This window comes from Paludifilum halophilum (genome assembly GCF_002245355.1).
Classification (GTDB): domain Bacteria; phylum Bacillota; class Bacilli; order Thermoactinomycetales; family DSM-45169; genus Paludifilum; species Paludifilum halophilum.
The window spans coordinates 365,716-389,796 of the sequence record NZ_NOWF01000003.1; the positions used below are offsets into that span (position 1 = coordinate 365,716).

Below are 24,081 nucleotides of genomic sequence, written 5' to 3' on the forward strand. Positions count from 1 at the left end.
AACATACTGCGGGACCTGTTGCAGTGGTCGATACAATCTCGTAGCCCTCCGCGGACAGTTTATCGAGCTCCTCGGCCGACTCCTTCATGCCCTTTTTAGAGCGGCATGGCAAAAGAATAATTTTATGTTGATACATTAACGAACCTCCCTTTCTATTTGTTATTCGAAACGGTATCGGATTTTTAGTCCATTATGAAAAACCTTGTCCAACCTCTGCCTCGTAGGGGCTCGACAGGGCTACCGGTCGTACCATCCCCGGCGACACTTATGCTTATTTTCCTTCGCTTAGTTTTTCGATATAAAGGGCCGCAAGGGCCCTCCCTTAGCGTTCGTTCGCCTTAATCCAGTTTTCCGTTAGCTCTTCTTGCCTGTACCAGGGAGCGACTTTGCGGTAGAACGTTTTATTAGTTCCTCGGTTAATCAGCTCCTGGATAAGGTCGAACCCCCTTCCCCGAAACTTATAGAACAAAGGCCAGTTTCCGTAGATGAATCCGTCTTCCGTGATTTCCTTCATTTTTCGGCGCAGATACCGGAGCTCCTGGTACATTTCCTTTTTAGTCATTTCCTGCGGCTTTTTCATTTCGTGTCATCCTTTCGGGTTGTTTTTCGTTTCGTTGAGTATATAGTAACAATTGCATTTACATTTGTAAACCCTAATGTTGAATTTTTCGTATAGTTTTTCTATAATAGGGGCCCCGAAGATGCCCCCCATGTCAGTAGTTCAGGGAGACAGGGAGCCCTTGCTTGTAGGCGAAGGCCACCGCGGCATATTCCCGCTTGTAGGTACGGAGGTTATCGTCACGGAAGTCCTTACGGCCGTTGGTGAGGTAGACCCAGTCGTTACGGACCACGTCGTACTCCCCGTCGTACTCCTCTACGGAAATCGTGGAGTATTCGACGTCTTCCTCCAGCTCCAGGCGGAACAGCTTACGCTCGGCATCCTCGAAGAGAGTGTGCAGGGCTTCGGTACGCTCCCGCTCTCCCAGGAATGCTCCGTCCTCGTCGTAGAAGGCCAGCACCTTCGCGTTGTCCATAAGTACCAGAGTCATCATTTCACATCTTCCTTTCAGTTTGGTTTTTGGTTTATCCCTCCTTGGCGCGCTCACCCTCGCGGGGTCGTGGCGTCGCTTCCCCGGAGGGATGCCGCCGCGGGACCGTGTCCCGCTGACATCTTTATAATACCATCTACATTTACATTTGTAAACACTCCTTCGTTATTTTTTTCGGTTTATTTTTCGAAAGAAAAGCCGCCCTTAATGGGCGGCCCCGGCTACTTCAAATCATCCTTTCGTTAAGTATTTGGCCAACCTACTAGTCATCCTCAACCCCTACCCAAATCCAAAAAGGTGTTTCATCCCGGAGTTCTTCTATTTCTCTTCTCCGAATCTGTTTGTATTTTTCACACCCCAGTACAGCCCCCAAAGGGGCCACCAAAAGTAAAGGGGATATGAAATAAAGAAGGAAAATACCTTCAAATAAAGCTAGGTTGAGTCCCGCAATACAAGCCCCCGCCCCCGCCATCGTCGAGCATTGGGCTATTTTTTCGGCCTTTGTCCACCATTCCTTTTTTCTGTACAGTTCTTCGCGATTCTTTTTATACTCTTCTCGTTCTTTATATATCTCTTCCAATTTCTCTTCGTACCTTTCTTTGTATGTTTTCATCCAACCATCCTTTCTTTTTCTTCTTCTGGCCCTCCATTCCGCCCATCCCAGTGGGATGGGCAGTAGCAAGGTCAGACCTCGGTGAGGTCTTTCATGACAGACTCGTGGGCTCCCAGTATCTGTGTAAAATCCGAGGGACATTCATCAAGGCAGATGCTGTTTTGATGAACAATTCGTCTACACCGTGGACTTCGTCCACCTCAAAAATTTCCCTTTTCCCTTCCTCCGAAATAACTTCGAGCCACAAAGGCAAGTAAGGAAAGGGGAGGCGGTCGAACTTCTCCTCGTTCTCGTCAAGAGCGGAATCCATCTGCCCGTACAAGGCAAACGCCGCCTTTTCGTATGGTTGATACCCTCCCGAATCGAACTCCAACTCTTCTCCAATTTTGATTCTCAATTGATATTTCACTATACCTCAATCCTTTCGTTTAAATTTAGTGTGCCGGGATAGGGCTCCCGGCGGGCCGTGGGATTCAGCGTACGAATCGACGAACGGCTTCGATTTGTCCGTCCTTATCCCGGATGACGTCGTTCGATGTGTCCGGGGAAAGAACATCCGTACGCCCCTCCTTTTGGGCGGCTGTCCGGACGATGAAGGAGACCAAATAAACGACTCCTTCCTGCGGTTCCGGTAAACCTTCGATTTCCCCAAATTCTTGGGAAACTATTTCGATTCCGTTGACTTCGTCAACTTTTTCCTGCGAGGTTGCTACTCGGGCCGGTGTCTCTGCCTTTTCAAATGTTGTCCGGGTCCCGTCTTCGTGCTGAACCGTCAGGTCGTGAGGGGTAAGGTTGATGATTTTCATTTTCATTTCCTTTTCCTCCTCTTCGCGTGCTTCTTGTATTTCTTTCGCTTCTTCGATTTCCTCTTTGAACGCCTCAACTACCGCGTCGAACTCATCTTCCTCCGCCGGGAAGTTGGCGGGGTTTTCGTCTTCCGGGTACACGGTGAAGTTTGTTGTCTCCTGGTCAAAATCGATTTCCACTAACACCAAATCTCCGTCTTTCACCTCCGCCAACCGTTCCGCGTCCGTCTCGAAATACCGCTTTGCCTCGATAGTGAAAGAAACTTTTTTCATTTTACATCGTCCTTTCGGATAAGTTTTGCCGCGGTGTCCCGCTGACATCTTCATAATATCATCGGCATTTACATTTGTAAACCCTTTTTCGAAATTATTTTCGTATCATTTTTCGCATATGTATTACGAAAAGGGCAGGCTTTCGGGCCTGCCCTTTTGGGAGGGTAAGTATTTTTGTTACTGCTCGACGCGACGACGGACGAAATAGAGAACAAGACCGGAAAGTGCCGTAACCCCGCCCACCAAGGAGAGGGTTATATCGTTTGTAGCTGTCTTGGGCATTTCCCCGCCTTTTTCTTCCTTGCCGCTGTCGGAGTCATTGGAATCATCGGAACTGTCGCCGTCACCGACGAACGACCCCGGCTCGTGGTCCGGAACAAAGCCCGCGAGGGTATCGCAGGCCAGGCCGTCGTTATCGCGGTCCAAGTCGTGCGGGTCCTTGGCAGGGCCTCCGTTTTCCTCGTAAAACCGTTGTGCATCTTCCCAGGCGGAGAAGTCGCTACAGTTCTTGTCGGCAGGAGACGCGAACGCAGACACAGGAGCGAGAGCAAACACGAGTAAAAAAGCGGATACGATTCCGGCTATCTTTTTCAAACCTATTACCTCCTAAGTTAACCCCTCCCATATCAGTTATTCGAAGGACAAGGTATTTTTCTGTCCATTTTAGAGAAAAAATTTCCGCATTTCTTGCAGATACATAAAAGGCCCCGCCGCAATGGGCGGGACGGTTATTTTACGAGCTCTTCCAAGGAACGCGGAAAGTCTTTACGGGCCAGGACGTCAACAGCTTGGGCGTACCCCTGGATTTCCTTTTGCGCGTCATGAGCCAAGCGCTGGTTCAGGAAGTGGGCGACGCCCTGGAGGCTCGAGGTCCAATACCAGCGGACGTACATCCCGTAGGCAGGGAGGAACAGGCGGGCCTGCTCCGCGCAGATACCAACCTCAAGGGCTTCGCGATACAAACGTTCGCCTTCGTTGATGAATCGGATTAATTTTCCAGAAATCTCTATCCCATCTACGGTATCGACCGGGTCCCCGCTCCCCTGCTTGCTGTTCTCCGGAGCCTGCCGCCACTCATCCGGAGCGAGAATATAGAACGTGGGCTCCTCCGTGACGTAACGGCGGGAGGATTCGTTCCAGGCGACCATGTTGTCCTGGTGACTCGACCCCACTACGTACTTCCACCACTGTCTCGCGACCATTAACGGAGCGTAAATCTCAAACTGGAGGGAAGCATGCCGGAAGGGAGACGTATGTCCCTCACGTGCCAGGAACCGGATAAGCCTCTCGTCCCTTTCGTCCAGCTCTTCCTTTTGTTTGTCGTAAGACACACGAGCGGCATTCACGACAGTTAAGTCGTCGCCCATAGTGTCAACCATTCGTACGTATCCTTTGTCGAGAACCTTTACCGTGGGCTTCCCTTTGATTTCGATAATTTCCATACGAATTACTCCCCCTGCTCGCCCAGGCGGGCGCGCGTAATTTCGACGTACTCTTCCTCGCGTTCAATTCCGACATAATAAAAACCCTCGCGCTTTGCGGCTACGAGGGTCGAACCGGACCCCGCGAAAGGGTCGAAAACGATTCCTCCCGGCGGTGTGATGAGTCGGACCAACCACGCCATAAGGTCGATAGGTTTAACGGTCGGATGGGTATTGCGGTTATACGTTTTCTTCCCGCGCCAGTCTCTGCTTCGGTCTTTCTTGCTCGCTTTTTTACTCAGTTCCTGCGTCGTGACGTTGAAGTATTTGCTATAAAATTGGCCATCTTCAAGGGTGATGCAGTTAGCGGGGAAACGTCCTTCCGGTTTCTTGAAATCTTCGACTTTACGTTCTCTGATTTTAAAAGTCGGCGTTCCAGTCAAACCATTTTCCCCTCCACGTGAATTTCTTCTGGTGTCTTCATTCGGGTCAGTAAATTCAATCCGACACCCATCCACATTAATAGCCCCGGTGCCGTACCGCTCCGCCGTATCACATACCGTCCCGCCCAACGGTTTCCGGCATAGGATAATCGGCTCATGCGCGGGCTTCAACGCCGTCCCCCATCCATCCCATTTTTGGGCAAGGTCGGTGGCGGGTAACGTAATGGGCGTCCCGAATCCGTTGTATTTGCTTCCGCTAACTGGGTCCCACGTTTTGTTGTGATTGAAATTAGGCTTCCTTACGCTCCCGTCATAGGCGGTTAGTTTTTGGCCGATAACCTCCCGCTCCGCTCCCGCCCGCTTGTCAAACGCCTTCCCCACGTCCATGCTCTTCGGAAACCCGCTGAAATAAAGCCACTCGATAACGTCCCGCACTTCGAACCCGGCCAGGCGCAGGGATATCGTCATGAGGTCTTGCGTCCGCGTCCCTGCGAAGCATAGGACGTGACCGCCCGGCTTCAGTATGCGGAAAACCTCTTTCCACACGGACGGCCCCGGAACGAAGGAATCCCAGGACTTCCCCATGAACCCTCCGCCCCGGTGCTCGTAGTCCTCACCGGCCAGCCACTTCGTCAGTACTTCCGTTATATCTGGTTCTTTGCCGAGCCCGTAAGGCGGGTCCGTTACGACCGCGTCGATACTATCGGCGTGCATGTTCTTAATCTCCTCGAGACAATCGCCGTTAAGCACTACGTTTTTCATTCAGCTCCCCCTTGGATTCGATAAGTTTTTCGATATGGCCGTTAACAATCGTTCCGGACCAGCTCCCAAACTTTACGTACCGTTGGGACTGTACCGAAAAGCTCATATGCCTATGCCGCGTAAGTTGAGCGAGCGCAGAGCGTGAAAGACCTTCGATAGCGAACGTATAATTAAGGTGCTCGACCATCGACGTATGGCGGGACCTCCAGTTCTAGCTCCTCCACCAGTTTCTGAGCGAATTTCTCCGACATTTGAGTATATCCGATAAGCGTTACGTTAAGCTCCGTACGACTCATTCGGTTTCCCCCTCTTTTTCTTGTAATTTTTCGTTAATCTGTTCCGCAAGAGCACGCCCCAAATACCACGCCACGCGGGACGGCACGCCATTCCCCACGATTCTATATTGCGCACTGAGGCTAATATCGTCGGGGAATACGTGCCAGTCCGGTACGGATTGAATGCGTAGGCATTCCCGCACCGTGAACCGTCTGGGTGCCCTGTCGGGATGCTGTGGCTGTCCGCTTTTCGGTGTCCAGCAGTCTTTTTTGGTATGATTCACAGGGACACCCGGGTGAAGCTGACATGACAGCTTTTGCATCGGCGTGGTGGTAATGGCTCCCGCCGGTTCGTTCCAGTCTCTTTTCCGTAACCTGTTTGTACTTCCGCCGCCTTTGGGAATTCGCCCGTTCCAGCTCTCCAACTGTTCTTCTTCGCTTAAACTGCGCCAGTTTCCACCGGGCGGTATCTTAAGCGCCCATGGTTTTTCGTCGTTCCGCAGTCCGTAACCAGTGTGATTTATTAACGACGGGTCGAATCCCTCAATATTTCCGTGGTGCTCGCTACGGATAGTTGGGGAAGGGTTCCACGGATTTACCAGCTTATCCCCTTGACTGCCGTCTCCTCTAAACTTTGCTTTACTCCGTCCTCCGTTTACTTGTTTTTCCGGCTCCGGTAAATCCCCGATAGCATCCCGTAATACTTTTGTTCGGTAGTCCTCCGGCTCAGGATTCGGGAAGGCAAAAGAAAAGCCGAAGTCTTTACGAACCCCGACGATAAATACCCGCTCTCGTTTTTGTGCGACACCATAATCCCAAGCGTTAATCAACTTCCAGCTAACCGCGTACCCCATACGGTCGAACTCTTCGAGGAGCTTATCGAAGGTATGTCGGTGCCGTTTTCCGATTAACCCCTTAACATTCTCAAATATAAAAGCTTTCGGCTGCTTCTTCTCGATAATGTTAAGGTATGCGAAAACTAACTTACCTCGCTCGCCTTCTTCTCCGGCTCCTTTGCCGGCCGCGCTGTAGTCCTGGCAAGGCGGTCCACCTGCGATAACATCTACGTCGGGAATATCCGCAGGGTCAATCGTAGTAATATCGCCATGTACGACGTGACCGCCGAGGTTATGGCGGTATGCTTGAACCGCCCGTTTATCGAAATCGTTCGCCCAGACAATATTAAAGCCGGACTCTTTCAGTCCGACCGCCATCAATCCGCCCCCGCAGAACAACTCCGCAACGGTTAAACCGTTGCGGGGTTGTGTGGGTGTTACGTTATATTTCATGTATGCGCCCCTTTCCGGCAACAAACCGGGATGTAAATAACAAGTCGCCTTAGACATCGGAGAAGTAACGATAGTAGTCGACGGTTCATCCCAAGAAAAACGGCGAAGGTATCCGCTTTTTCCGCCGCCGCTTTTATATGCGCCTTTCATGAAATCGCGCTGCTCGTCTTCGGATAATGACCGCCAATTCCCTCCCGGAGGTATTTTGTGCGCGAACGGCTCCTCATCATTTCGGAGACCAAATCCGTAGTGGTTCGCTAACATCTTTTCCCTCCTAACCCTCGGCTCGATAGAAGGCGGTAACTATAACTACCGGCCAGAGAAGCGCCATAAAGACCGCCAAGAAAACGAAGCCTACCACGTAAAATTTAGCGTGCTCACTCTCCGGCACCCCCTTCGCTTCAAGTGCATTCTCGATGGCTTTAGGCGCAACCAGGCCCGCCAGCACCAAGCCGATAAAGAAGTAAATTAACAGATAGAGCATTACGTGTCCCCCTTATTTGCAGTCCTTACGGAAACAATATTTTTCCTTCCACATATCACCCTCGGCGACGAATATTTCCTCGTGATAAGGCTCCTGTGGTGGAAACATACGGCCGCATTTATAGCAGGTCCAAGGAAAGAAGCGGTTACGCTTTCCCTCCTGCGCCTCCCTTTTCTCGCGTTCTAGCTTCCGGTTATGCCGTTCGATTAACCAGTCCCACATAATGGAGACCCTCCTTATTTACGCGTGCCAGTGCTCCCGAATCCGCCCTCTCCCCGCTTGGTACCGGACAGCTCGTCGGACTCGACGAACAGCGCACGCATAACGGGAACGATAACGCCTTGAGCTACGCGGTCTCCCTTACGGATAAGGTGAGTACCTTTTCTATAACGGGCGATATCATCGTGAGGCGCTACGCCGTTTATGTCGTATACCTGAGTGAGAGGGCCGCAAAAAATGGTATTTTCGAACATCATAAAAACCTCCCCGCGGTAGTCCGAGTCGATAGTACCTACCGCGTTAGGGAGGCGAAGGTTAGTCCGTTTAGCGATACCGGACCTCATACGTACTTGCATTTCGTATCCGACCGGGATTTCGAAAGCCAGACCGGTAGGTACCAGCTTAGTTTCTCCCGGCTCGATAACGACGTCCTCCGCGGCTACCAGGTCGAACCCGGCGGAACCGTACGTCGCGTACTGAGGGATAACAGCGTCCTCCTTAACCTTCTTAACCTTTACCCGTACGTCGTAGGGCTTCTTAACCCACTGGCCCGCCCTGTTCTGCTTGTAGTACTCCCGCTCCGGATAGTTGTAGCCACTCATACCCGTAATTCCCCCTTGTTATTTTTCGTGTAAATAAAGAACCCGCCGGGCGGCTTGCTCAACCTCCGGCAGGTGTAAGGGTAAATCGAAACCGGTAACCGACTCGCCGAAGTCCGCGAAGTATTCCGCGTATTCTACTTCGGCGGCGATTTCCGGGTATTTCGTTTGCAGTTCGGCCAGCTCCCGCGCCCATCCGTCATATTGGCCGTCGGAAACTATGCTCGTATTCATCCGGTAATAGAGAAACGAGTGAATGAGAACCTGCCGCCGACGTCGTCGAATAAGCCCTAGTATCTCGTTAGTCGATTTCGTCGGCATCGTTCGCCAACCTTCCGCGGAAGTTAGTAAGCTCGCAAACCTTCGCGTAATCCTTGTCCCGGAAATGCTCGATATAAGGAGCGAATCCGGACCGCTCCGGGTTAGGGAGGTCACACTGGCCGGTATGCCCGATAAGGATAACCCGTGCGTCATCGTGGACCTGCGTTAAGACCTTCCGTAAATCGCTCTTAGTAAAGTTTTGCGCCTCGTCGAGCCGAGACCGTAAAACATTTCGCTTTGCGACGGTAGGGGCATGAGCGTTTCTCCTTTCGGTAGTGGGTAAATGAAAAAGGAGACCCGAAGGCCTCCATCAACGAATCGGACACGCTCCTCCCGCTTCGCACCCATCGGCCCCGAGGTCGAAGTCCTCTCCGCTCTCGAACTCGCGAAGGGTAGCAGGGTCGAACGTTTTTTGCTTAGCTACCAGTTCCTCGTATTGTTCTTTCGTAATGGTTTCGTACGGAGCGAGCTGATAGGAACCTCCGTCGTAAGCCAGGAAGGACACCGCGGCGAACTCATCCCAACGGTCCCATACGATTCCTTCCGCCGTATCCCATTCGTCCGGCCGTACGTGAATCGTATTCGAGCTGTTATGCTCGGTATAGTTACGCTGGAAGGCGAAATACGTCTCGAACTGGTCCCCCACGTAAATATCGTCCTTCGTTACCTTCGCCCCGGACGCGACCGGGAAATCGATAACCAGCGTACGAGCGTTTTCCATCTGCTCCTCGCGGGTCTCTCCGGGTGTTCCGACTTCGGGGCTCGCCTTCCACCCCATTGCGACCACGGCCTTAGCCAGCGGGTCGTCTGCGTTAATCCGAATACGGCGGATATAATACGGAGCGTGCGAATAGTGGAGACCAGACGAGACGCCCCCGGCTACCTGCGAAATGGTACCCTCGGGCTTTACCGTCGTTACCAGAAGCGGAGCGGTAACGCGTAACTCGCGGGCGTACCGGTCGGCTTCTTCGCGGGCGGCTTCGCGCATAAGGCGCATAACCTTACTCTCGAAGTCACTTTCCGCTCCGACCATTGCCATAGCATCTTTCCACCCCGTAACCGAGGTACCGAGCAGGCGGTCGCGGGATTGAATGGCATCCCAATGCGGGAGCTCCATTTCCGCTAAGGTCATACGGAGACCAGCACGGGCGCTCCGGCGTTGGGCCTCGAGCAGGCCTTCGACATCTAAGCGACCATCCTGAACGAACTGGACCACGTTAACCGTCGTAAGGTTGCACACCCCGTAGCCAGCGAGGGCGATTTCGGCGCAAGGATTCATCCCGATATACGCCATAGTCGCCTCTAACAGCTCGCGGGACGGTTCCGTAATACCCATACCACGCAGTCGTCGGCGGGACAGCTCCTCCAGGTTTACGAATCCGGGCTCGCCTTCCATCCGCATCATTTCGAAAATCAGATTAAGGATTTCTCGCTCCGGTTTCTCCGTGAACGCCACGGAGTTATTAGACATTCTCCGATGGTGGAGCGGGCGAGCATTCGGGTCCATAAGCTTGATTTCGCGCATCCACTTAGGAACGGGTACTCCCGCCGTCTCCATTTTCGCGATAACCTTCTTATGCTGTTCCTCGTCCCATACACCATTAATTCCGTACTTCGCGAACATGGACTCGTAGTCGTCAGCATCAAAGAGGAAAATCTCTGCCGTCCTGCGTACTCCGCCGACGACTACGTTATTTCCGATAAGGTTACCCATATCGAGAATATGAATCGGACGGACACAGCCATAAGTGGCTCCGTCGACTTCTTCGACGACTTCCAGAGGGGCCAGGTTCGGGTCGATTTCGTTCTTCAGAACCTGGTCGATACCTTCGAACATCTCGCGCAAGGGCTCCGGGCCGCTAGCCGTTCCGCCGAACGTATTCAGCCGCTCACCCTTCGGCCGTACGCTATGATACGAGATTTTAACGGTATGGACCCCGGCGTACTTCTTGTCGGTCAACAGCCGCAGGAACTCGACGAGAGCCTCCGACCACAAACGGGAATTTTCCCGCTTAGACTATATCATCACCCCGAGGGGTGCCTGGCGCTTCGAGCGGTAGCCTGTCCCCCGCCCTACTCCTTTCGGATAGTCGTTGCACCTTCTTTATCCGCAAACCTCCATATATAGCTGGGGTTTGCGTTTAAAGCTTGGCACAGGATTGTCCTTTTCGGATTCCCCTGTTAGCCCGCGAGTTAAGAAGCCATTTCCTGCTCCAAACTATCGCCACGCGGACACCGCTAGGCTAAGCGTTCACCAGGTTATCGACCGCCGTTACCGGCGAAAGGGGCAAGTCGTTTACCCTCTTTGCTGTCTCCGACGTAGATTTTCGCGTACCCGTTATCCAGTATCCGGATGGCCGTACGTTCCAGGCGCTTCTCCTTCGGAAGCGGCTTATACGGGCTATGAATGACGTTAACGTCCGTCCGGATAGGCGGCAGGTTATGGGCCATCTCCTTAGTGGCTTTAAATCCACAGCCGGTGCCTACCATTAAAAGGTAGAAGATGTCTCCGAGGTCCTCCCACTTGCTAATGTTAACGAAACTACAATTAAAGTTAGCGAGAGGGTACTTATCGGCGACTCCCGTTTCCGCCCCGCCTACCCAGAGCGTGCGGCCGGAGAGAAACTGTCGGAGATTGAACTGCGCGTCGAACAGTTCCTCGGCTTCCCGCTGGTAGTAGCTCAAGTCGACCGGATAACCGAGTTTCGTAAGATGATTAACGGCCAGGTTTACGTTATACAGAACGGACCGAGCTACGGTCTCTTTCCATACCTCCCGACGTCCCTCGGACGGAAGCCAACGGGAGTAAGTCCTGTAATAAACAAAACGCCCGAGCTCCGGCATATGCTCGGGGAAGTCGGGGTATTTTGCGAGAAATTCTCTAGTTAATTGTACGGTTTCCATGCGCTCGGTATTTCCTCCTTTTAATTTCGTGCTGTTATTCGATAAACTAACGTAGGGTCTAGCGCCACCTCCTTTCGATATGTAAAACCCCCTCTAAGGAGGAGGCATCGTATCGCCCTACATATCCTTAAAGGGGGTGAAAATCATTTTTCCGACAGTCTATTGATAACCCCCTCACGAATCAGATACGTAAGAACCACCGCGACCGCGTCGCTTTCGTCATCTCCACGGAACTCCGTATCGGGGAAGTACCGAAGCACTCCGGCCTCTACGGCGTCCTTTCCGGCCTTACCGCTCCCTCCGATTTCCTTTTTCACGGAGGAAGGCGTGTAGTCCGCGAATTTCGTACCGGTTCCCCGTAGGACATGCGCGGACATGGCCCTCACCCCGAACAGAGAGCGGTTAATGTGGGCGTTGAAGCTCCCAACTGCCATTTCGCGGGCAACTGCTTCGAACGGTCCCCACTCGTAAAACTTGCATGCTAGCCAGGCCGCGACATGGTCGAAGCGCTGGCCCTCGTCCCACTTGTTCGAGGTCTTAAGCGTGTCCAGGTGTACGAGATTAATCTTACCGCGGCGGATTTCCGCCACGGCGAGCCCCGGACTCGTTAGCGACAGGTCGAGACCGAGATATCGTTTAACGGCCATCGGGGACGGCCTCCAGGTACACGCGGAGTTTCTTGTGGTTGTATTTGCCCGCGAACTTAGACACTTCGTAGCGCGAGTCTGCATCGCGTAGTTTTTCGACATTATCGGCAGTCAATTCACTATGACAATGCTCCCAAAACGGGCAGAATCCGCACTTACTCGTCATCTCCGGCGTTACCTCCGGAGCCGCCTCGTCCTCGTAAACCTTTCGGGCCTGACGCGCTAGGTCGGTTAGGAGCTCCTCCTGCATATTACGGGTAATCTTAAAGTAGAAGGCGCGCATATCCGGGACTGGCTGGCCCTCTCGCCAAGTTTTGTTGCCCTTGGTTACGGACTTACTTTCCTCGTCGGAAAACCAAGCGGGTTTTTGCGTCGACTCATAAAGGATAATTCCCTCGTTGATACCGAACACCAGGGATTCCGCGGTCACCTGCCGCAGGTGGTCCTCCTGGGCTCCCTGGTAGTCTAGTTTCTGGTTCATGTACTTAATACCGGACGCTTTTGTCTTATATTCGAAAAGAAGCTTATCCCCTTCGTATTCCATGATTCCGTCCGGCTTCGCGAAAATAGCGAACCGACTAACGTAACCGTCCCCCAGGGTAACGTCGAAGACCCGACGATGGGCGGCCGCGTCCTCGAACGCATACTCCCCGTCCTTCGTCTCCTTGATACGGAATTTACAGTCGCCGCCTAGTCGCTTAGGCATGTGAATAAGGTCGAGCTGGACGAAGTCGATAATAGCCGTACCTTGCCGACGCTGTCGCCCCCTATGCGGCAGGTCGTCCGATTTCTCCGGCTTCGCGTCGCCATATTTATAGTAGATTTCCCGGTCGCATTTTGAAGTCTGCGAAGCCCCGAACGTGATAACCCCATCCTTCGGGTACGGCTTAAAGCCTACATGCCGGATTTTTTGCTCGTAAAACCGGCGCTCCAGTTCGTCGTCATAAAAAGAAGCAGACGGAGAGGCGTAAAACCTATCCATCTGCTCCATAAATTCCTTTTCTATTCGGTTACCTCGGTCCTTCCGCTCGTTCTCCTCGTGTAGCCGCGCTCGCAGGCCGTTACTCAAAAGGCATTCCTCCTTATTCGTTAGGAATTTTGTTAACCCAGGCGTATTCTCCTAAAACTTCCGACGCCAGGCGGTTAAATTCACGGGCCGCCTCGTGTTTGCAATTAAAATAACCGCCCCAGCCCGATATGTTGTTGACCTGAGGGCCGCGGTTGCTGTTGTTCTGAGATTTCGTAGCATTCCGCAGGTTTTCCCTACGGTTATCGAGTTTAGTACCGTTTATGTGGTCAAAAATATCTTCCGGTTGCGCCTCATTTATATCGGGACAGCTCCTCGTACATATCATCGTCCACGAGGGCAAATCCTCCTCCGGTCAGGGGTATTTTCTCATTACATAACCTCCCAACCGGCTTTAATTCCGTCCTGCCTACGCTTGAGGACGTATTCCGCGTCTGCGTGCTCCAGCGTTAATTCCTGGCCATCTTTTTTAAATCCGCAAACCCACAAACCTTTAACCCGGTCAAATTTAGCCGATTCTCCCCAACGTTCCGAGATTTCGATATCGGTCGCGGACGGGACCTTAAGCTTTACGGTGTTTACCATGATATCCTCGATAGCGTAAACCTCTTCGATAGTAATGTCACGAGGAACATAGAGCAGGACTTCGTCGTGAATACTGGCGAGAATGTGGAACCGGCGTCCCTCGGCCCGTTTCTGCTTAGCCCATTTATGGAGTGCGAGCATCACGATTTTAGTCTGGATAGCCGCCGAGCCCTGGATTTTTGCGTTAGTGGTCTGCCGTTCCGCCCGATATACCTGCCATTCGTCACGGCTCCAGATTTCCGGGAGACGGCGCTTACGCCCTCCTCCGAGCATTTCCACGTATCCCCTCTCCTTGCACTCCTTCTTATTTCCCTCAATCCACGCGGCTACCTTCGGGTATTTCTTATAAAACTCGGCGATAAAGTCCTCCGCCTCTTGCGCACTGATTCCGAGCTGTTCCGCGAGAGTCTTGGAGCCCGTACCGTACATCGTGGCAAGTAAACCCATTTTCATCATTTTGCGGTATTTAGAACCGTCCCCACATTCCTCAATTGGAATCCGGAAAACCTCCGAAGCCAGGTACGAGTAAAGGTCCCTCCCTTCCTCGTAGGCCTGGATAAGGTCCTCCTCTTCCGTAAAATGAGCCAGCAAACGCGGCTCCTGAGCGCTGAAGTCCGCACCGAGTATGAGCTGTCCCTCAGGAGCGACGAACAGCTTACGGGCCCTTTTTGGCTGATTTTGTAAATTCGGAGACCTGCTAGAAAACCGACCGGTAACCGTAGATGCGGGTAGGAAAGAACCGTGGACCCGCCCGTCCGTCTTAATCTGTTTCGGAAGGGTTTCGACGTACGTTCCGTACAATTTAACTTTATCCCGATATTCGAGGAGCAACTTAGGAGCCGGATGCTCGCTAGCCAGCTTCTTAAGCGTCTTCTTATCCGTGCTCGGCTTCTTCTGTTCCCGGACGGGGAGCTTACGATGGAGCTTAAGTTTGCCGAACAAGGCCTCCGATAACTGGGCCGGACTGTTAAGGTTAATCGGTCCGAGGTGCTTTTCGAGTTCAGCTTCCGCCTCTTTAATCTCCTTCGAGAGCTGTTCCCCGAACTCCGAGGCGAAATCAGTATCGATAACGAACCCTGCGCGCTCCATCTCGATAACGACCTCGATAAGGGGAACCTCGATTTTCTCGTAGTACGACAGAAGACGCGGCAGTTTCCCCAAATGCTCCCGCTGAAATTGGTACATACGGTACGTAATGTCTGTATCTTTTGCCGCGTAAGCCAGCGCGACATCTAACGGAACAGTATCGAAACGGCCTTTGAACAGCGTATCGAAGGTATCGGACGGCTCCCCGAGGTACTTCGTCGCCAGGTCCTTCAAGCGGTAGGACGGTTCGTTCTCGTTCAGGAGATGCATAGCGGACTGGGTGTCCCACATAATCCCCCGGAGCTCGATACCGTGCCGCTTAAACATATGGGCGTCATAAACCGCATTATGAAGTACCTTTCCAACATGCTCGGACTCCAGGAACGGCCGCAGGCTTTCCAGGACGTAATCCCGTTCTAGTTGATTCTCGATACGTACCCGCTTCTGGTTGTCGTTCTGGTCGCTGGCCGGTCCCGTATGGTCGACCGGGATATAGACGTGCTCTCCCCGGTTCGGCAGGGTAACCGAAATACCAACGATAACGTCCTCGTAAACATCGAGGCCGGTAGTCTCCGTATCCAACGCGATAACCGGTTCCTGTTTCATACGAGAAAGAAAAAGACCGAACTCCTCCGCCATGGTAATTAGGCGGTAAGAGTCCGGCGTATTTTCTACGAGCTCCTTAAGCTTCTGCTCCCTCTGGCTATCCATAAGCTTACGCCATAGTCGCAAGGCCTCCGCCTTGGAGAACTTTTTAAGGGCCCCTTTCTTCGTGTACATATCCGCGGGGTCCCGCTCCAGCTCTCCGCGGTCCATGGCCTCCTTAACCTCGTCCAGGCGTTCACGGTCTTTATTGGTAACCTTGGAAGAAAAAATACGGACCCAGGCTTCCTCTAGGGTTTCCTGGGCCGCTTTCTTTTTTTCCTGAACCGCCGCGATACGCTGTTTACGTTCCTCCGCGGTCATTCGCATACCTCCTTATCTACCTTAAATTGATAACTTGCTCGACCGGGGCTACGAGCTCGACAGCGTGAGGCATTTCGAGCTCATCTTCGCGCTTAGCGTTGTAAGCCTCGACCGTAACCATCTCCGGATTATCGCGAAGTGAGTTCCCTGCGCCGTAACCCGTACTTTATCCCCCACCTTGAATTTACGCATAAGCGTACTCCCCTTAAAATTGAATTAAAATAGCCGAGGCGTCAGCCCCGGCGGGAATCAAAACGGCAGGTTGTCGGCTTTCTTGTCGTCAGACTCCGCGACCGGCTTAACATCCTCGGCGAGTGCCTTATCCGCGTCGTCGGACTTAACGGTAGCCGGGGACGCCTGACCCAGTACGGACTTATCAGCGTGGCCCTCGGCGGCCTCCGCGATAATGCCTCGAATATCTTCTTCATTGCGGAATTTCCCCAGGAACTCGTAGTCCGGCTTTTCCGCCAGGAGCTCCTTAACCTTCGCTTGCTGGGCTTCGGTAAGCTCCACATCGTCAGCGGTATCAAACGTAAAGGATTTACCGTCGCTGGTTTTCATCATCTGCACAACATCACCGACCAGAGTGTATTCCTTATTGAATTTCCGAGCGGTCTTTTCGATTTTGTCGTAAGCGGAGACGAGATTCTGGGCGTGAAACTCCTTCGCGTCATAGATACGGAAGCAATCGTGCTCAACGTCATACAAGCGGACCATAAAGTACAATTTCCGCTTAATTCCGGCGGCGCAGGAAAGGCACTTGCTCCCGTCTTTCTTTTCGAAGTTCTCCAGGGCGCTACCTAAACCCCGCGGAGAGTTGATGCAAGTATGCTTTTTAACGAAAACCTCGTAGGGCTTATACTGGAAGTCCTCGTGTACGAAATAGAAGTACCAGTCGTCCGGGTCGTCCAGGATAACGAACGTCCGGCCTTCGTCGTTCAGCTCGTTGTTACGGATAAATCGGCCTACTCCCTCGGGAAGGTCGCTCGGCTTATCGGTGTTGTTGCGAATTTCTTCCCGCTTCTCTTCCCGTTTCTTCAATGCGTCACGGATACCCATTAATGGCATTCCTCCTCTAAGTATTCGGGCCACGCCCGCGGAAAGGTCCCCGGCGGAGACCCTTCGACCGACTAACCCGCAATACCGGCGATAATAAAGAAAACACCAGCGAACAGAGAAAGGACCGTAAGCATAGTTAGAACCGTCCCGGCAAAGTGATAGGACATAGCGTATTTTCCGTGGTAGACTTGCATATGAGCGAACGCTTCCGCCGAGGCGTCCACCGCCTTAAAAAGCGCGTAAGACAGACCGAGCAGAACGATACCGATAAAGATACTTTCCATAGAACGGCCCCCCCTTTTGGGTTTTCGGGCTAAACCCGCAAAAAGGCACCCCCGTAGGGATGCCCTTCGACCGGCTTAGCGGCGTTTAACCTCCTCGTTAAACTGCTTCGTCATGTCCCATACGAAGCGCCAGAGGAGATAAATTACGAGGACTTCCGGGTGCTCGAACGCGTGCTCCAGCAGGCTAACAAACAGGACGCACGATAAAATAAAACCGAGAACGAGCCCCGTAATATTCGCGAATTTAGCCATCCGCTAATCCTCCTTTCGGGACTATGCCCGCGACGATGGGCGACTAGGTTCTCGACCTCTCGGGGTCCGATTAAATCCCGGCCGTCCACCGTCGCCGGAATAACTCCCGGCTCATTTCGTCGTCCCCGATATGCGTGTCCGCGCCTTCGTCAAGGTAGAAATCGGAGTCCATGTCGTCGAGGGGATATCGGCCGTCGTATTGCTCATCCATGTCGCGAATGGCGAAAAGGTTGCCCATTTTTATCATCCTTTCTTTTGTCTTACGTATCCTTAAAGGGGAACCGCTTCGTATTTCCGACAGTTTTTCGTGAGATATTTTCCCGTTGAAAAACATTTTTTCGATGTATACAATTAAAAGCGGTATATACTTTTTGTATGTCGTCAATCCTAGACAGGGGGTTCCCCCGACTAGGCATCGATGCGAGGAACGGAGGTACCGTTGGTCTTTTTTCCGGGCTTAAGACGACAGGATGGGTACATGTAGTCCTCTTTATCTCCGAAGGATTCTTTGTCCCATCGCTTGCCGAGGCGGCGGAGCGCTCGCTTAGCCGTTGTAAAGTCGACCCCATACCTCTCAGCGATTCGGTTAAGCGACAGGTCCGGACGGTCGAGCATCTCTTTGACAACGTAACGCAAAAGCTTACGGTCCTTATCGGGCGCACTCTCTACCAGCTCAAAAATTATCGAGCGGGTTTTTTCCGCCATCATTTCGTTCACCACGTCGTTCTCTACATCGCAGGAGTCCCCAAGCTCCGTGAAGTGATTCGCGGACAAATGGCCGTTAGCAAGGACGGGTACGCATCGCCTTACGTCCGTCTGTTGGATTCCGCTGACGTGCTCGTGCTTATCCGGGTCCGACCCGTCGTTCGACTCCGCGAGCGTCACCACTCTATAGTGGTTAGCGCTACCGCCCACAACGCGGCCCGTCTTAACGTCGACGGCGGCCTTATTTACGTACTGAGAAAGAAACGTAGTAAACGACGCTCCCATATACTCATAGTTTTCGAATGCACGGAAAACCGCCTCGTACATATAAGATACGAACTCCTCCGAGGGAATGCCTGTAACCTGAAAACCATCATACGCGACGTCCTCCACGTAAGGAGCGAGAACGGAAACCGCGTCGTCAACCGCGTAATCATCCCCGTGAACATAAGCTTCGTAGAAGTCAGCAACCTTACGTCCTTTATGGTTCCGAGCACCGAGCTTGAAAGTCTTCATAATATCGAGCTCCTTTTCGTTTGGTTTTGTGGGCATAGGACGCCCAGGATTTACAAAGGTAAATTCCTCTAGACACACGACGAGCGAGTTTTACAAACGTAAATTTTTTGTCATGAAGTGTTTACTTTCGTAAAACTTTGTGCTATATTTGTTTTTGGGCGCAGGAAACCATAGATTTACAAAGGTAAATCCCGTTTTCGAAAGGTTATTCGCTAACTTTATCGTCAGGTTTTTCGCCTACCATTTGAGACGTGAGACCAGCATATCACTACATTTACGATTGTAAAACCCGCATTTTTGGGCAATATGAGCGATTAGGTTTACAAAGGTAAATCCTTTTTTCTTTTACTATTGATACCTCTTATTTTCAAATAAAGAAAATACCCAGGAGGAACACCGAATGATTTCTTATGAACCCCTCTTCAATACGCTCGAAGAGAAAGACGCCAAGCTTATAGACCTCCTAAATGCGAACCTGTTTTCGTCAAGGACTGCGGCAAAATTCCGAAAAGGGGAATCGGTACAGCTATCGACTATCGAGACGCTGTGCAAATACCTAGACGCCCCTATCGAAAAAGTAGTACGAATAGAATAGAATAGCGGCGGGCTATAAGGCCCGTCCTTTTTTATGTTTGTATATAGAACACGACGGAAAGACGTATTTGGATTACATATTCGGAAGATTTTTTAGACAAACAAAAAGAACGTTTGTTCCCTAACCCATCAAGTGATAGAATGTAGGTACTCGCACTCAAAGGGAAGAAAGGGAGGGCGTACGTTGCTAGAGAGATTAGAAGATAACGAGCTTATGGGACGCGTTATGGAAAGGGACTTCGACGCGTTCAAAGCGTTATACAGCCGCTATGAACGTATCGCCTTTGCTCTGGCTTATAAGTTTGTAAGGTCAAGCGTGGAAGCGGAAGAGGTTGTTCAAGACGTATTCATGAAGCTATGGACAAGAGCCCACCAATACAATCGTTTCAATTCATCGAAATTTTCGTCATGGTTGTTACGAATTTGTCAAAACACCGCGTTAGACCGGCTCAAGCAGGCGAAAAACTCCAAACAGGTATCAATCGATAAGGTTGTAAACACTCCCGACTTAGGTGTACACTTAGAAAGTGAGGTAGAGTTGAAATTTTTAAAGCAACGGATTAAGTCTGCTCTAAAAAAGTTACCCAATGACCAACAAGAAATTATCGAATTGGTCTACTTTGAGGGGCTTACCCAACAGGAAGCATCTGAAGCAACCGGGATTCCGTTAGGAACTATAAAAAGTCGTGTGAAATTGGCGAAGATGAAACTTCGAAGGCTTTTAGAAGCAAGCAAAGAAGGGACGTAATAAAGATGTCGGATAAGCCCCGGGACCGGGGTCTCGAGGAACTAGCACTTTCAATAGGGCTAGACCTTGACACCCTGGACCCGCCGAAAGGCATGAAAGAACGTATTTTTTCGAAAATCGAATCGGAACTGGACGGAAAAAATGAACGAAAGAAAAAGAACGAGTAACTTTATATCCGTACCAGGCGCCAGCTAACCCGCTCGGGCTTTTGAAGTAAGCACGACAACGCTTCCGGCTCCTTAACGTCGTTAAGGTCCTTATAGCCCTTCGGGAGCCTTACCCGCCAGAGGCCCACCTGGCCGCTAAGCCGCTTAATAATTTGCTCCTCCAGTGCCTGGCCCGTCATGTCGTTGTCGGCCGCAATAACCAATTTACGAAGGGGGCTCCGCTTAATTAGGGCCGCCTTTTCCTTCGAGAACTTTGCGCCCCCGACAGCGATAGCTGGGAAACCAGAGGACATAGCGTAAAGAGCATCGATTTCCGCCTCCGTAATAACCGCGCAGTCCAGTTCCTTACGATGGATAACGTCGATACCGTAAAGGAGCTCCCGGACGGGGTGGCCGCCTTCCTCCATCGAGAGGAACCGGAAAAACTTCGACGTAACCGACCGGCGCTTAACCTGCACGAGCTCCCCGCGGCCGTTAAACCACGGAATGGTTACGGCCTTTTTATCCCGGTCATAGCCTACCTGCATAGCGCGCTGGACCCGCTCGGTAACCCCTCGTCGTTCGAGGTAAGGGTGGCGGAACTTATACGGGTCCAAGTACGACAACGGTATAGGAGGTCGTTTCCCCGCCTGGCCCGCCTGTATCCACGTAAAGTCGAACTCTATATTACGGAAATCCCCGTCCCATCCCGGCGCGTACTTGTCGAGTAAGTACTGCGCTGTTTCCTCCCTCGTCTCCTGTCGTAGGAAAGATAAAAGCGTAATAAAGTCCCCGCGCTCGTACTCGCTCCCCCCGCTATCTCCCCAGTACCCGGCCTTCGCCCGAAATACCGGGCTATCCTCCAGCCAGACGTAAAAGGAGGGTGTGGAGTCCTGGCGGAAGGGGGAGCATGCGATTAACTTGTCGGTCTCCCACCCCCTCGCTTGTTCCCATTCGAAAGACTCCAGCTCCTCCCGGACATTTACCGCAATGTCCTCGACTCCGTTTAGTTCCATTCCGTTTCCCCCTTTTTAAAATACCGCGGTAAATTGTTCCCGGACAGCCTCTCCGCTCGGGGCCTCCCGGAGCACCCCGTAATCCAGCATGGCAATTAAATCAACGTAAAAGCCCTCCCCGCCATTTCTACCTTTCTCCGTCCCTATACGGGCCACGCCGTCGACGTTATCGAACGAGAACAGGTTTGAGGATACTTCCAGTACGGCTTTAGTCGTCTTAACCTGGTCCCGTGTCGGTAGCTTCAACTCGCGTTTGCCCGCTCGGATTTTCTCCTTATCCTTTTGGCTGTTCTCTACGGAAGCCTGGACAGTGGTAAGTCCTACGACGTCATACTGGCCTATAATTTGCTCGAACCGGCGGGCGGCGGTCTCAGCGGCACCCCCAGCCGTTTTGTTGACGTTTCGACCGTAAACGTCCGATACATTGTTAAACGGGTCAATTACTACGACGTCGATGCCCTGATTAGACCGTAGCTCCTGGTCCAGTTCCGACAGGGAGCGGGTAAGCTCGTGGTCGCTCTTCGCTTGGAGAATAATCTGGCCGGGATAATAGTCGTTAATTTCCCGGACCATCTGCTCATACAGCCCCTCCTCGGCTCCCGTAAGCTTCCCGGTAAGTATGCCTTTATTACGGATACCGATTTTCCGCTTAGTCCGAACATCGGTAAAAGCTTCGTCCCGAGCGGAAGCAATAGAGATAAGCCGCGCCAGAACCAGGAACCATTTAAGCTCGTAGGACTTAAAAAGTACCGTCGCCCCCTGACGTAGGAACTCGTCGAGGAAAGCGATAGTAAGGTACGACTTCCCACGGCCGGACTCGGCGAAGATGGTATATACATCTCCGCTATATAGTCCCCCGATTTCCTTGTTAAGGGTTTCGAAGGGGGTACGCCACATTTTGAACGACTTGCCCTCTTTACGGCGGTGGTACTCTTCCAGGCCGTCCGCGGACATATCCCGCAAGTTCCGGCCCAAGCGCTTAGATACGTCGGCCTCCTGCTCGATATGTTCCAGCTCGGAAAGGAGCCCACGTACTAGCTCGATACCCTCCTTTTCCTCGAAGAGCTTCTTAACCGTTATGCCCCGTACTTGCTCCTCCTGGTCCTGCGGGTCGAGTTTCCCGCGAAGTAACCGGACGGTTTCCCGCTGGGCCCAGTTTTCTTTTACTTCGCGGGCCAGGGATTCGAAAGCCGCGGGGACATCCGGGTAATACTCGAAAGCCACAAACTCCGCGGCTACTTCCTCGGGAGTCGGGCACGCCCCCGCGTTCTTCTGGTTATATTCTTCAATCCACGAGACGATACGCTCTTCGTCCCGCGTAGGGAAATGAACCGGCTTTAACCGGCAACGTTTAAACGCTTCGGAGTCGCTCCTGTCCAGCGCCTTAGAAATAAACCGCATACCCGCGGTACTCATTCCACATGCCCCCTATAATTTATAAGCTCTCGTCGGAACCTTGTCGGCCCATTGCTTCAACCTGGCCGCGTGCCGAAGGTATCTCTCGTCCTTCGTTATGGAGTAGAGCGCCAGCTTACGGTCGATATGGTTATGGATAAGCTCTACCGTGCGACGATTCGACCGCAAACGCTCCCGCGTTTCCCGTTCGCTATGGGTGGCCGGGGTTTTCTTAAGCACTTTGTCCTCCGGCATAATCTCCTCTGGACCCCGCCCGACCAGGACGATATCCTCCTCGAACGCGTCCACGATATTCCACAGAGTCGGGGGCTCGTTTAGGGGATAGAGGAGGTATCCGATAACGTTCGAACCCTCAAAGGTGGTGAAAGCCCTTTCCAGGACCGTATATTGATTTCCTTCATAGCCCCTTACCGTCACAATGTCCCCGACCTTAAACTTAAAAGACGGAGCCCCAGAGAACCCCGCCTGTTCAGCGTATTCGATTTTCGTAAGACACTTAGGAGAAACCGGCGACATTTTACCGGAGATAAAGTAGAGGGTCTCTTTGCCGCTCTCATCGAACCCCGTTACCTCGACCTCAAAAGGGGACCGCCCTCCATCGTCATATAGAACCGTGTCTCCGATTTCGAACTCCCTCTCCGGTCTTACGTACGAGAGGGACTCGGCTTTTACAGGAGGCACGGCTCCCGAAATGAGGTACCGAACCTCCCCTCCGAGATACGAAAGACCAATAACCTCCGTCTCTATCCGGGAACCGTCCGGGGCTGTGTAGTAGACCAAGTCCCCAACATCAAACTTTTTCATTTTATCGAATCCCCCTTTTGCTTCCTCCTTCGAACTCAATCGGCAGGCATAAGTCCCGAACCCGGTCGAAAACCCGGTCGTCGTACAAGCTGGACAGCGTATCGATAGGGACGTTAGAGGTATAGACCGTCGGGAGCAGGTTACTTACCCGCGCGTCCACCAGGTCCAGAACGTCCATATTAAACGCCTCGGAAGCGTGACGGACCCCGATATCGTCAATAACCAGGAACGGAACAGCCTTCGCGGTCTCGTGCGCGGTATAGTACGCGTCGGCCGCCGGTCCTCCAATGTGCTCCGGTACATTCCGACGGTTAAAGGCGTGGAACTGGGAATGCCAACGGTTAAAAGACAAGAAAAAAGCCGGTCGCTCGAGGGCGTTTTTCCCCCGGTACCGGCTTCCGAGATAATGTCGGGTAAGGTATTCATTAGCCAGGGCGGACGCGGTGTACGTTTTACCGGTCCCCGGCGGACTGAACAGGTACAGGCTTTTTATTTGTTTCGCTCCATCCTCGAATTGACGGTTAAAAGTAGTAACGTATTTATCGAGTAGCCGGTACGCCCGTTCCTGCTCCTCACGTACCGGCGAATTACTCAGAGTAGCCAGGCGGTAGTCGGCCGGAATGTTCGCCCGCGCTACCATACCGCCACCCCCGTCCGCCCCGTGTAACGGCACGAAGTACGGACATTTGTTGTTACAAAAGTCAGGGGCCCCGGCGTTATTACAGGGCCCGCTTAAGATACAGACTTTCTCGTTAGTGTTCATATGGCGGCC

29 protein-coding genes and 3 pseudogenes are annotated in these 24,081 nt (G+C 52.3%); 2 read left to right on the forward strand and 30 right to left on the reverse strand.

What is annotated here, in order from left to right; translation table 11 throughout:
• Positions 1-322: 322 nt before the first annotated feature.
• From CHM34_RS06960 to CHM34_RS07080, 26 genes and pseudogenes are all read right to left on the reverse strand, one after another.
• On the reverse strand, positions 323-580 hold the full coding sequence (locus CHM34_RS06960) for a hypothetical protein (RefSeq protein WP_094263861.1): 258 nt from the start codon (positions 578-580) through the stop codon (positions 323-325).
• Positions 581-713: 133 nt separating this feature from the next.
• Positions 714-1,106: a hypothetical protein gene (locus CHM34_RS06965; RefSeq protein WP_141201649.1), complete on the reverse strand. Its 393-nt coding sequence runs from the start codon at positions 1,104-1,106 to the stop codon at positions 714-716.
• 205 nt (positions 1,107-1,311) lie between these two features.
• Complete coding sequence (locus CHM34_RS06970; protein WP_094263863.1) at positions 1,312-1,662, reverse strand: hypothetical protein; 351 nt, start codon at positions 1,660-1,662, stop codon at positions 1,312-1,314.
• Between the two features lie 91 nt (positions 1,663-1,753).
• On the reverse strand, positions 1,754-2,071 hold the full coding sequence (locus tag CHM34_RS06975; RefSeq protein WP_094263864.1) for a hypothetical protein: 318 nt from the start codon (positions 2,069-2,071) through the stop codon (positions 1,754-1,756).
• A gap of 64 nt (positions 2,072-2,135) precedes the next feature.
• Positions 2,136-2,741: a hypothetical protein gene (locus CHM34_RS06980; RefSeq protein WP_094263865.1), complete on the reverse strand. Its 606-nt coding sequence runs from the start codon at positions 2,739-2,741 to the stop codon at positions 2,136-2,138.
• Positions 2,742-2,918: 177 nt separating this feature from the next.
• Positions 2,919-3,335, reverse strand: a complete 417-nt coding sequence (locus CHM34_RS06985) for an excalibur calcium-binding domain-containing protein (RefSeq protein WP_094263866.1) — start codon at positions 3,333-3,335, stop codon at positions 2,919-2,921.
• 134 nt (positions 3,336-3,469) lie between these two features.
• Positions 3,470-4,183, reverse strand: coding sequence for an FAD-dependent thymidylate synthase (thyX, locus tag CHM34_RS06990; RefSeq protein WP_094263867.1), 714 nt, complete (start codon positions 4,181-4,183; stop codon positions 3,470-3,472).
• A gap of 5 nt (positions 4,184-4,188) precedes the next feature.
• The gene (locus tag CHM34_RS06995) at positions 4,189-5,367 is read right to left on the reverse strand and encodes a DNA-methyltransferase (RefSeq protein WP_094263868.1); all 1,179 of its coding nucleotides are present in this window, start codon (positions 5,365-5,367) and stop codon (positions 4,189-4,191) included.
• Positions 5,368-5,428: 61 nt separating this feature from the next.
• Positions 5,429-5,569, reverse strand: a pseudogene (locus CHM34_RS19805) (FAD-dependent thymidylate synthase); the annotation flags it as partial.
• Positions 5,538-5,663: a hypothetical protein gene (locus CHM34_RS19965; RefSeq protein WP_276207685.1), complete on the reverse strand. Its 126-nt coding sequence runs from the start codon at positions 5,661-5,663 to the stop codon at positions 5,538-5,540. The pseudogene CHM34_RS19805 and the gene CHM34_RS19965, both read right to left, overlap by 32 nt.
• Positions 5,660-7,195: a DNA cytosine methyltransferase gene (locus CHM34_RS07005; RefSeq protein WP_094263870.1), complete on the reverse strand. Its 1,536-nt coding sequence runs from the start codon at positions 7,193-7,195 to the stop codon at positions 5,660-5,662. Before CHM34_RS07005 ends, CHM34_RS19965 begins: the two co-directional genes overlap by 4 nt.
• Before the next feature lie 10 nt (positions 7,196-7,205).
• The gene (locus tag CHM34_RS07010; RefSeq protein ID WP_094263871.1) at positions 7,206-7,415 is read right to left on the reverse strand and encodes a hypothetical protein; all 210 of its coding nucleotides are present in this window, start codon (positions 7,413-7,415) and stop codon (positions 7,206-7,208) included.
• Positions 7,416-7,651: 236 nt separating this feature from the next.
• Positions 7,652-8,236 (reverse strand): dUTP diphosphatase, encoded by a 585-nt coding sequence (gene dut / locus CHM34_RS07020; RefSeq protein WP_094263873.1) that lies wholly within the window; start codon positions 8,234-8,236, stop codon positions 7,652-7,654.
• Positions 8,237-8,254: 18 nt separating this feature from the next.
• Entirely contained in the window at positions 8,255-8,554 is a 300-nt protein-coding gene (locus CHM34_RS07025; protein ID WP_094263874.1) for a DNA ligase LigA-related protein, read from the reverse strand.
• Positions 8,535-8,756, reverse strand: a pseudogene (locus CHM34_RS20165) (PhoH family protein); the annotation flags it as partial. The pseudogene CHM34_RS20165 and the gene CHM34_RS07025, both read right to left, overlap by 20 nt.
• A 108-nt stretch (positions 8,757-8,864) precedes the next feature.
• Positions 8,865-10,547: pseudogene (locus CHM34_RS07035) on the reverse strand (ribonucleotide reductase barrel domain-containing protein); the annotation flags it as partial.
• A 266-nt stretch (positions 10,548-10,813) separates the two neighbouring features.
• Positions 10,814-11,458, reverse strand: coding sequence for a hypothetical protein (locus tag CHM34_RS07040; RefSeq protein ID WP_169713633.1), 645 nt, complete (start codon positions 11,456-11,458; stop codon positions 10,814-10,816).
• 143 nt (positions 11,459-11,601) lie between these two features.
• Entirely contained in the window at positions 11,602-12,105 is a 504-nt protein-coding gene (locus CHM34_RS07045; protein WP_169713634.1) for a crossover junction endodeoxyribonuclease RuvC, read from the reverse strand.
• Complete coding sequence (locus CHM34_RS07050; RefSeq protein ID WP_240511912.1) at positions 12,095-13,174, reverse strand: hypothetical protein; 1,080 nt, start codon at positions 13,172-13,174, stop codon at positions 12,095-12,097. The genes CHM34_RS07045 and CHM34_RS07050 overlap by 11 nt, the downstream gene beginning before the upstream one ends.
• Before the next feature lie 13 nt (positions 13,175-13,187).
• Positions 13,188-13,460, reverse strand: a complete 273-nt coding sequence (locus CHM34_RS20170; RefSeq protein ID WP_094263877.1) for an HNH endonuclease — start codon at positions 13,458-13,460, stop codon at positions 13,188-13,190.
• Positions 13,461-13,504: 44 nt separating this feature from the next.
• Positions 13,505-15,769 (reverse strand): DNA polymerase, encoded by a 2,265-nt coding sequence (locus tag CHM34_RS07060; protein WP_240511913.1) that lies wholly within the window; start codon positions 15,767-15,769, stop codon positions 13,505-13,507.
• A gap of 249 nt (positions 15,770-16,018) precedes the next feature.
• Entirely contained in the window at positions 16,019-16,828 is an 810-nt protein-coding gene (locus tag CHM34_RS07065) for a hypothetical protein (RefSeq protein WP_094263879.1), read from the reverse strand.
• A gap of 71 nt (positions 16,829-16,899) precedes the next feature.
• The gene (locus CHM34_RS07070; RefSeq protein ID WP_094263880.1) at positions 16,900-17,112 is read right to left on the reverse strand and encodes a hypothetical protein; all 213 of its coding nucleotides are present in this window, start codon (positions 17,110-17,112) and stop codon (positions 16,900-16,902) included.
• Between the two features lie 75 nt (positions 17,113-17,187).
• A complete protein-coding gene (locus CHM34_RS19260; protein ID WP_169713635.1) occupies positions 17,188-17,364 on the reverse strand; it encodes a hypothetical protein in 177 nt (58 codons plus the stop codon).
• A gap of 70 nt (positions 17,365-17,434) precedes the next feature.
• Complete coding sequence (locus tag CHM34_RS19265; RefSeq protein WP_169713636.1) at positions 17,435-17,602, reverse strand: hypothetical protein; 168 nt, start codon at positions 17,600-17,602, stop codon at positions 17,435-17,437.
• A 170-nt stretch (positions 17,603-17,772) separates the two neighbouring features.
• Positions 17,773-18,585, reverse strand: coding sequence for a hypothetical protein (locus CHM34_RS07080; protein WP_141201650.1), 813 nt, complete (start codon positions 18,583-18,585; stop codon positions 17,773-17,775).
• A 400-nt stretch (positions 18,586-18,985) separates the two neighbouring features.
• On the opposite strand from CHM34_RS07080, the gene CHM34_RS07085 reads away from it, so the two are divergent.
• Together CHM34_RS07085 and CHM34_RS07090 are read left to right on the forward strand one after the other, a co-directional pair.
• Positions 18,986-19,180, forward strand: a complete 195-nt coding sequence (locus CHM34_RS07085) for a helix-turn-helix domain-containing protein (RefSeq protein WP_094263883.1) — start codon at positions 18,986-18,988, stop codon at positions 19,178-19,180.
• Positions 19,181-19,363: 183 nt separating this feature from the next.
• Positions 19,364-19,927, forward strand: coding sequence for an RNA polymerase sigma factor (locus CHM34_RS07090; RefSeq protein ID WP_094263884.1), 564 nt, complete (start codon positions 19,364-19,366; stop codon positions 19,925-19,927).
• 169 nt (positions 19,928-20,096) lie between these two features.
• Here the strand turns inward: CHM34_RS07090 and CHM34_RS07095 are convergent, their stop codons facing one another.
• Genes CHM34_RS07095 through CHM34_RS07110 form a run of 4 tightly spaced genes read right to left on the reverse strand, consistent with a single transcriptional unit; the run spans position 20,097 to position 24,072 of the window.
• Entirely contained in the window at positions 20,097-21,089 is a 993-nt protein-coding gene (locus tag CHM34_RS07095) for a toprim domain-containing protein (protein WP_094263885.1), read from the reverse strand.
• Between the two features lie 15 nt (positions 21,090-21,104).
• The gene (locus tag CHM34_RS07100; RefSeq protein ID WP_094263886.1) at positions 21,105-22,505 is read right to left on the reverse strand and encodes a DnaB-like helicase C-terminal domain-containing protein; all 1,401 of its coding nucleotides are present in this window, start codon (positions 22,503-22,505) and stop codon (positions 21,105-21,107) included.
• Between the two features lie 12 nt (positions 22,506-22,517).
• The gene (locus tag CHM34_RS07105; protein WP_094263887.1) at positions 22,518-23,309 is read right to left on the reverse strand and encodes a hypothetical protein; all 792 of its coding nucleotides are present in this window, start codon (positions 23,307-23,309) and stop codon (positions 22,518-22,520) included.
• 1 nt (position 23,310) lies between these two features.
• Complete coding sequence (locus CHM34_RS07110; protein ID WP_094263888.1) at positions 23,311-24,072, reverse strand: P-loop NTPase family protein; 762 nt, start codon at positions 24,070-24,072, stop codon at positions 23,311-23,313.
• Positions 24,073-24,081: the final 9 nt, after the last annotated feature.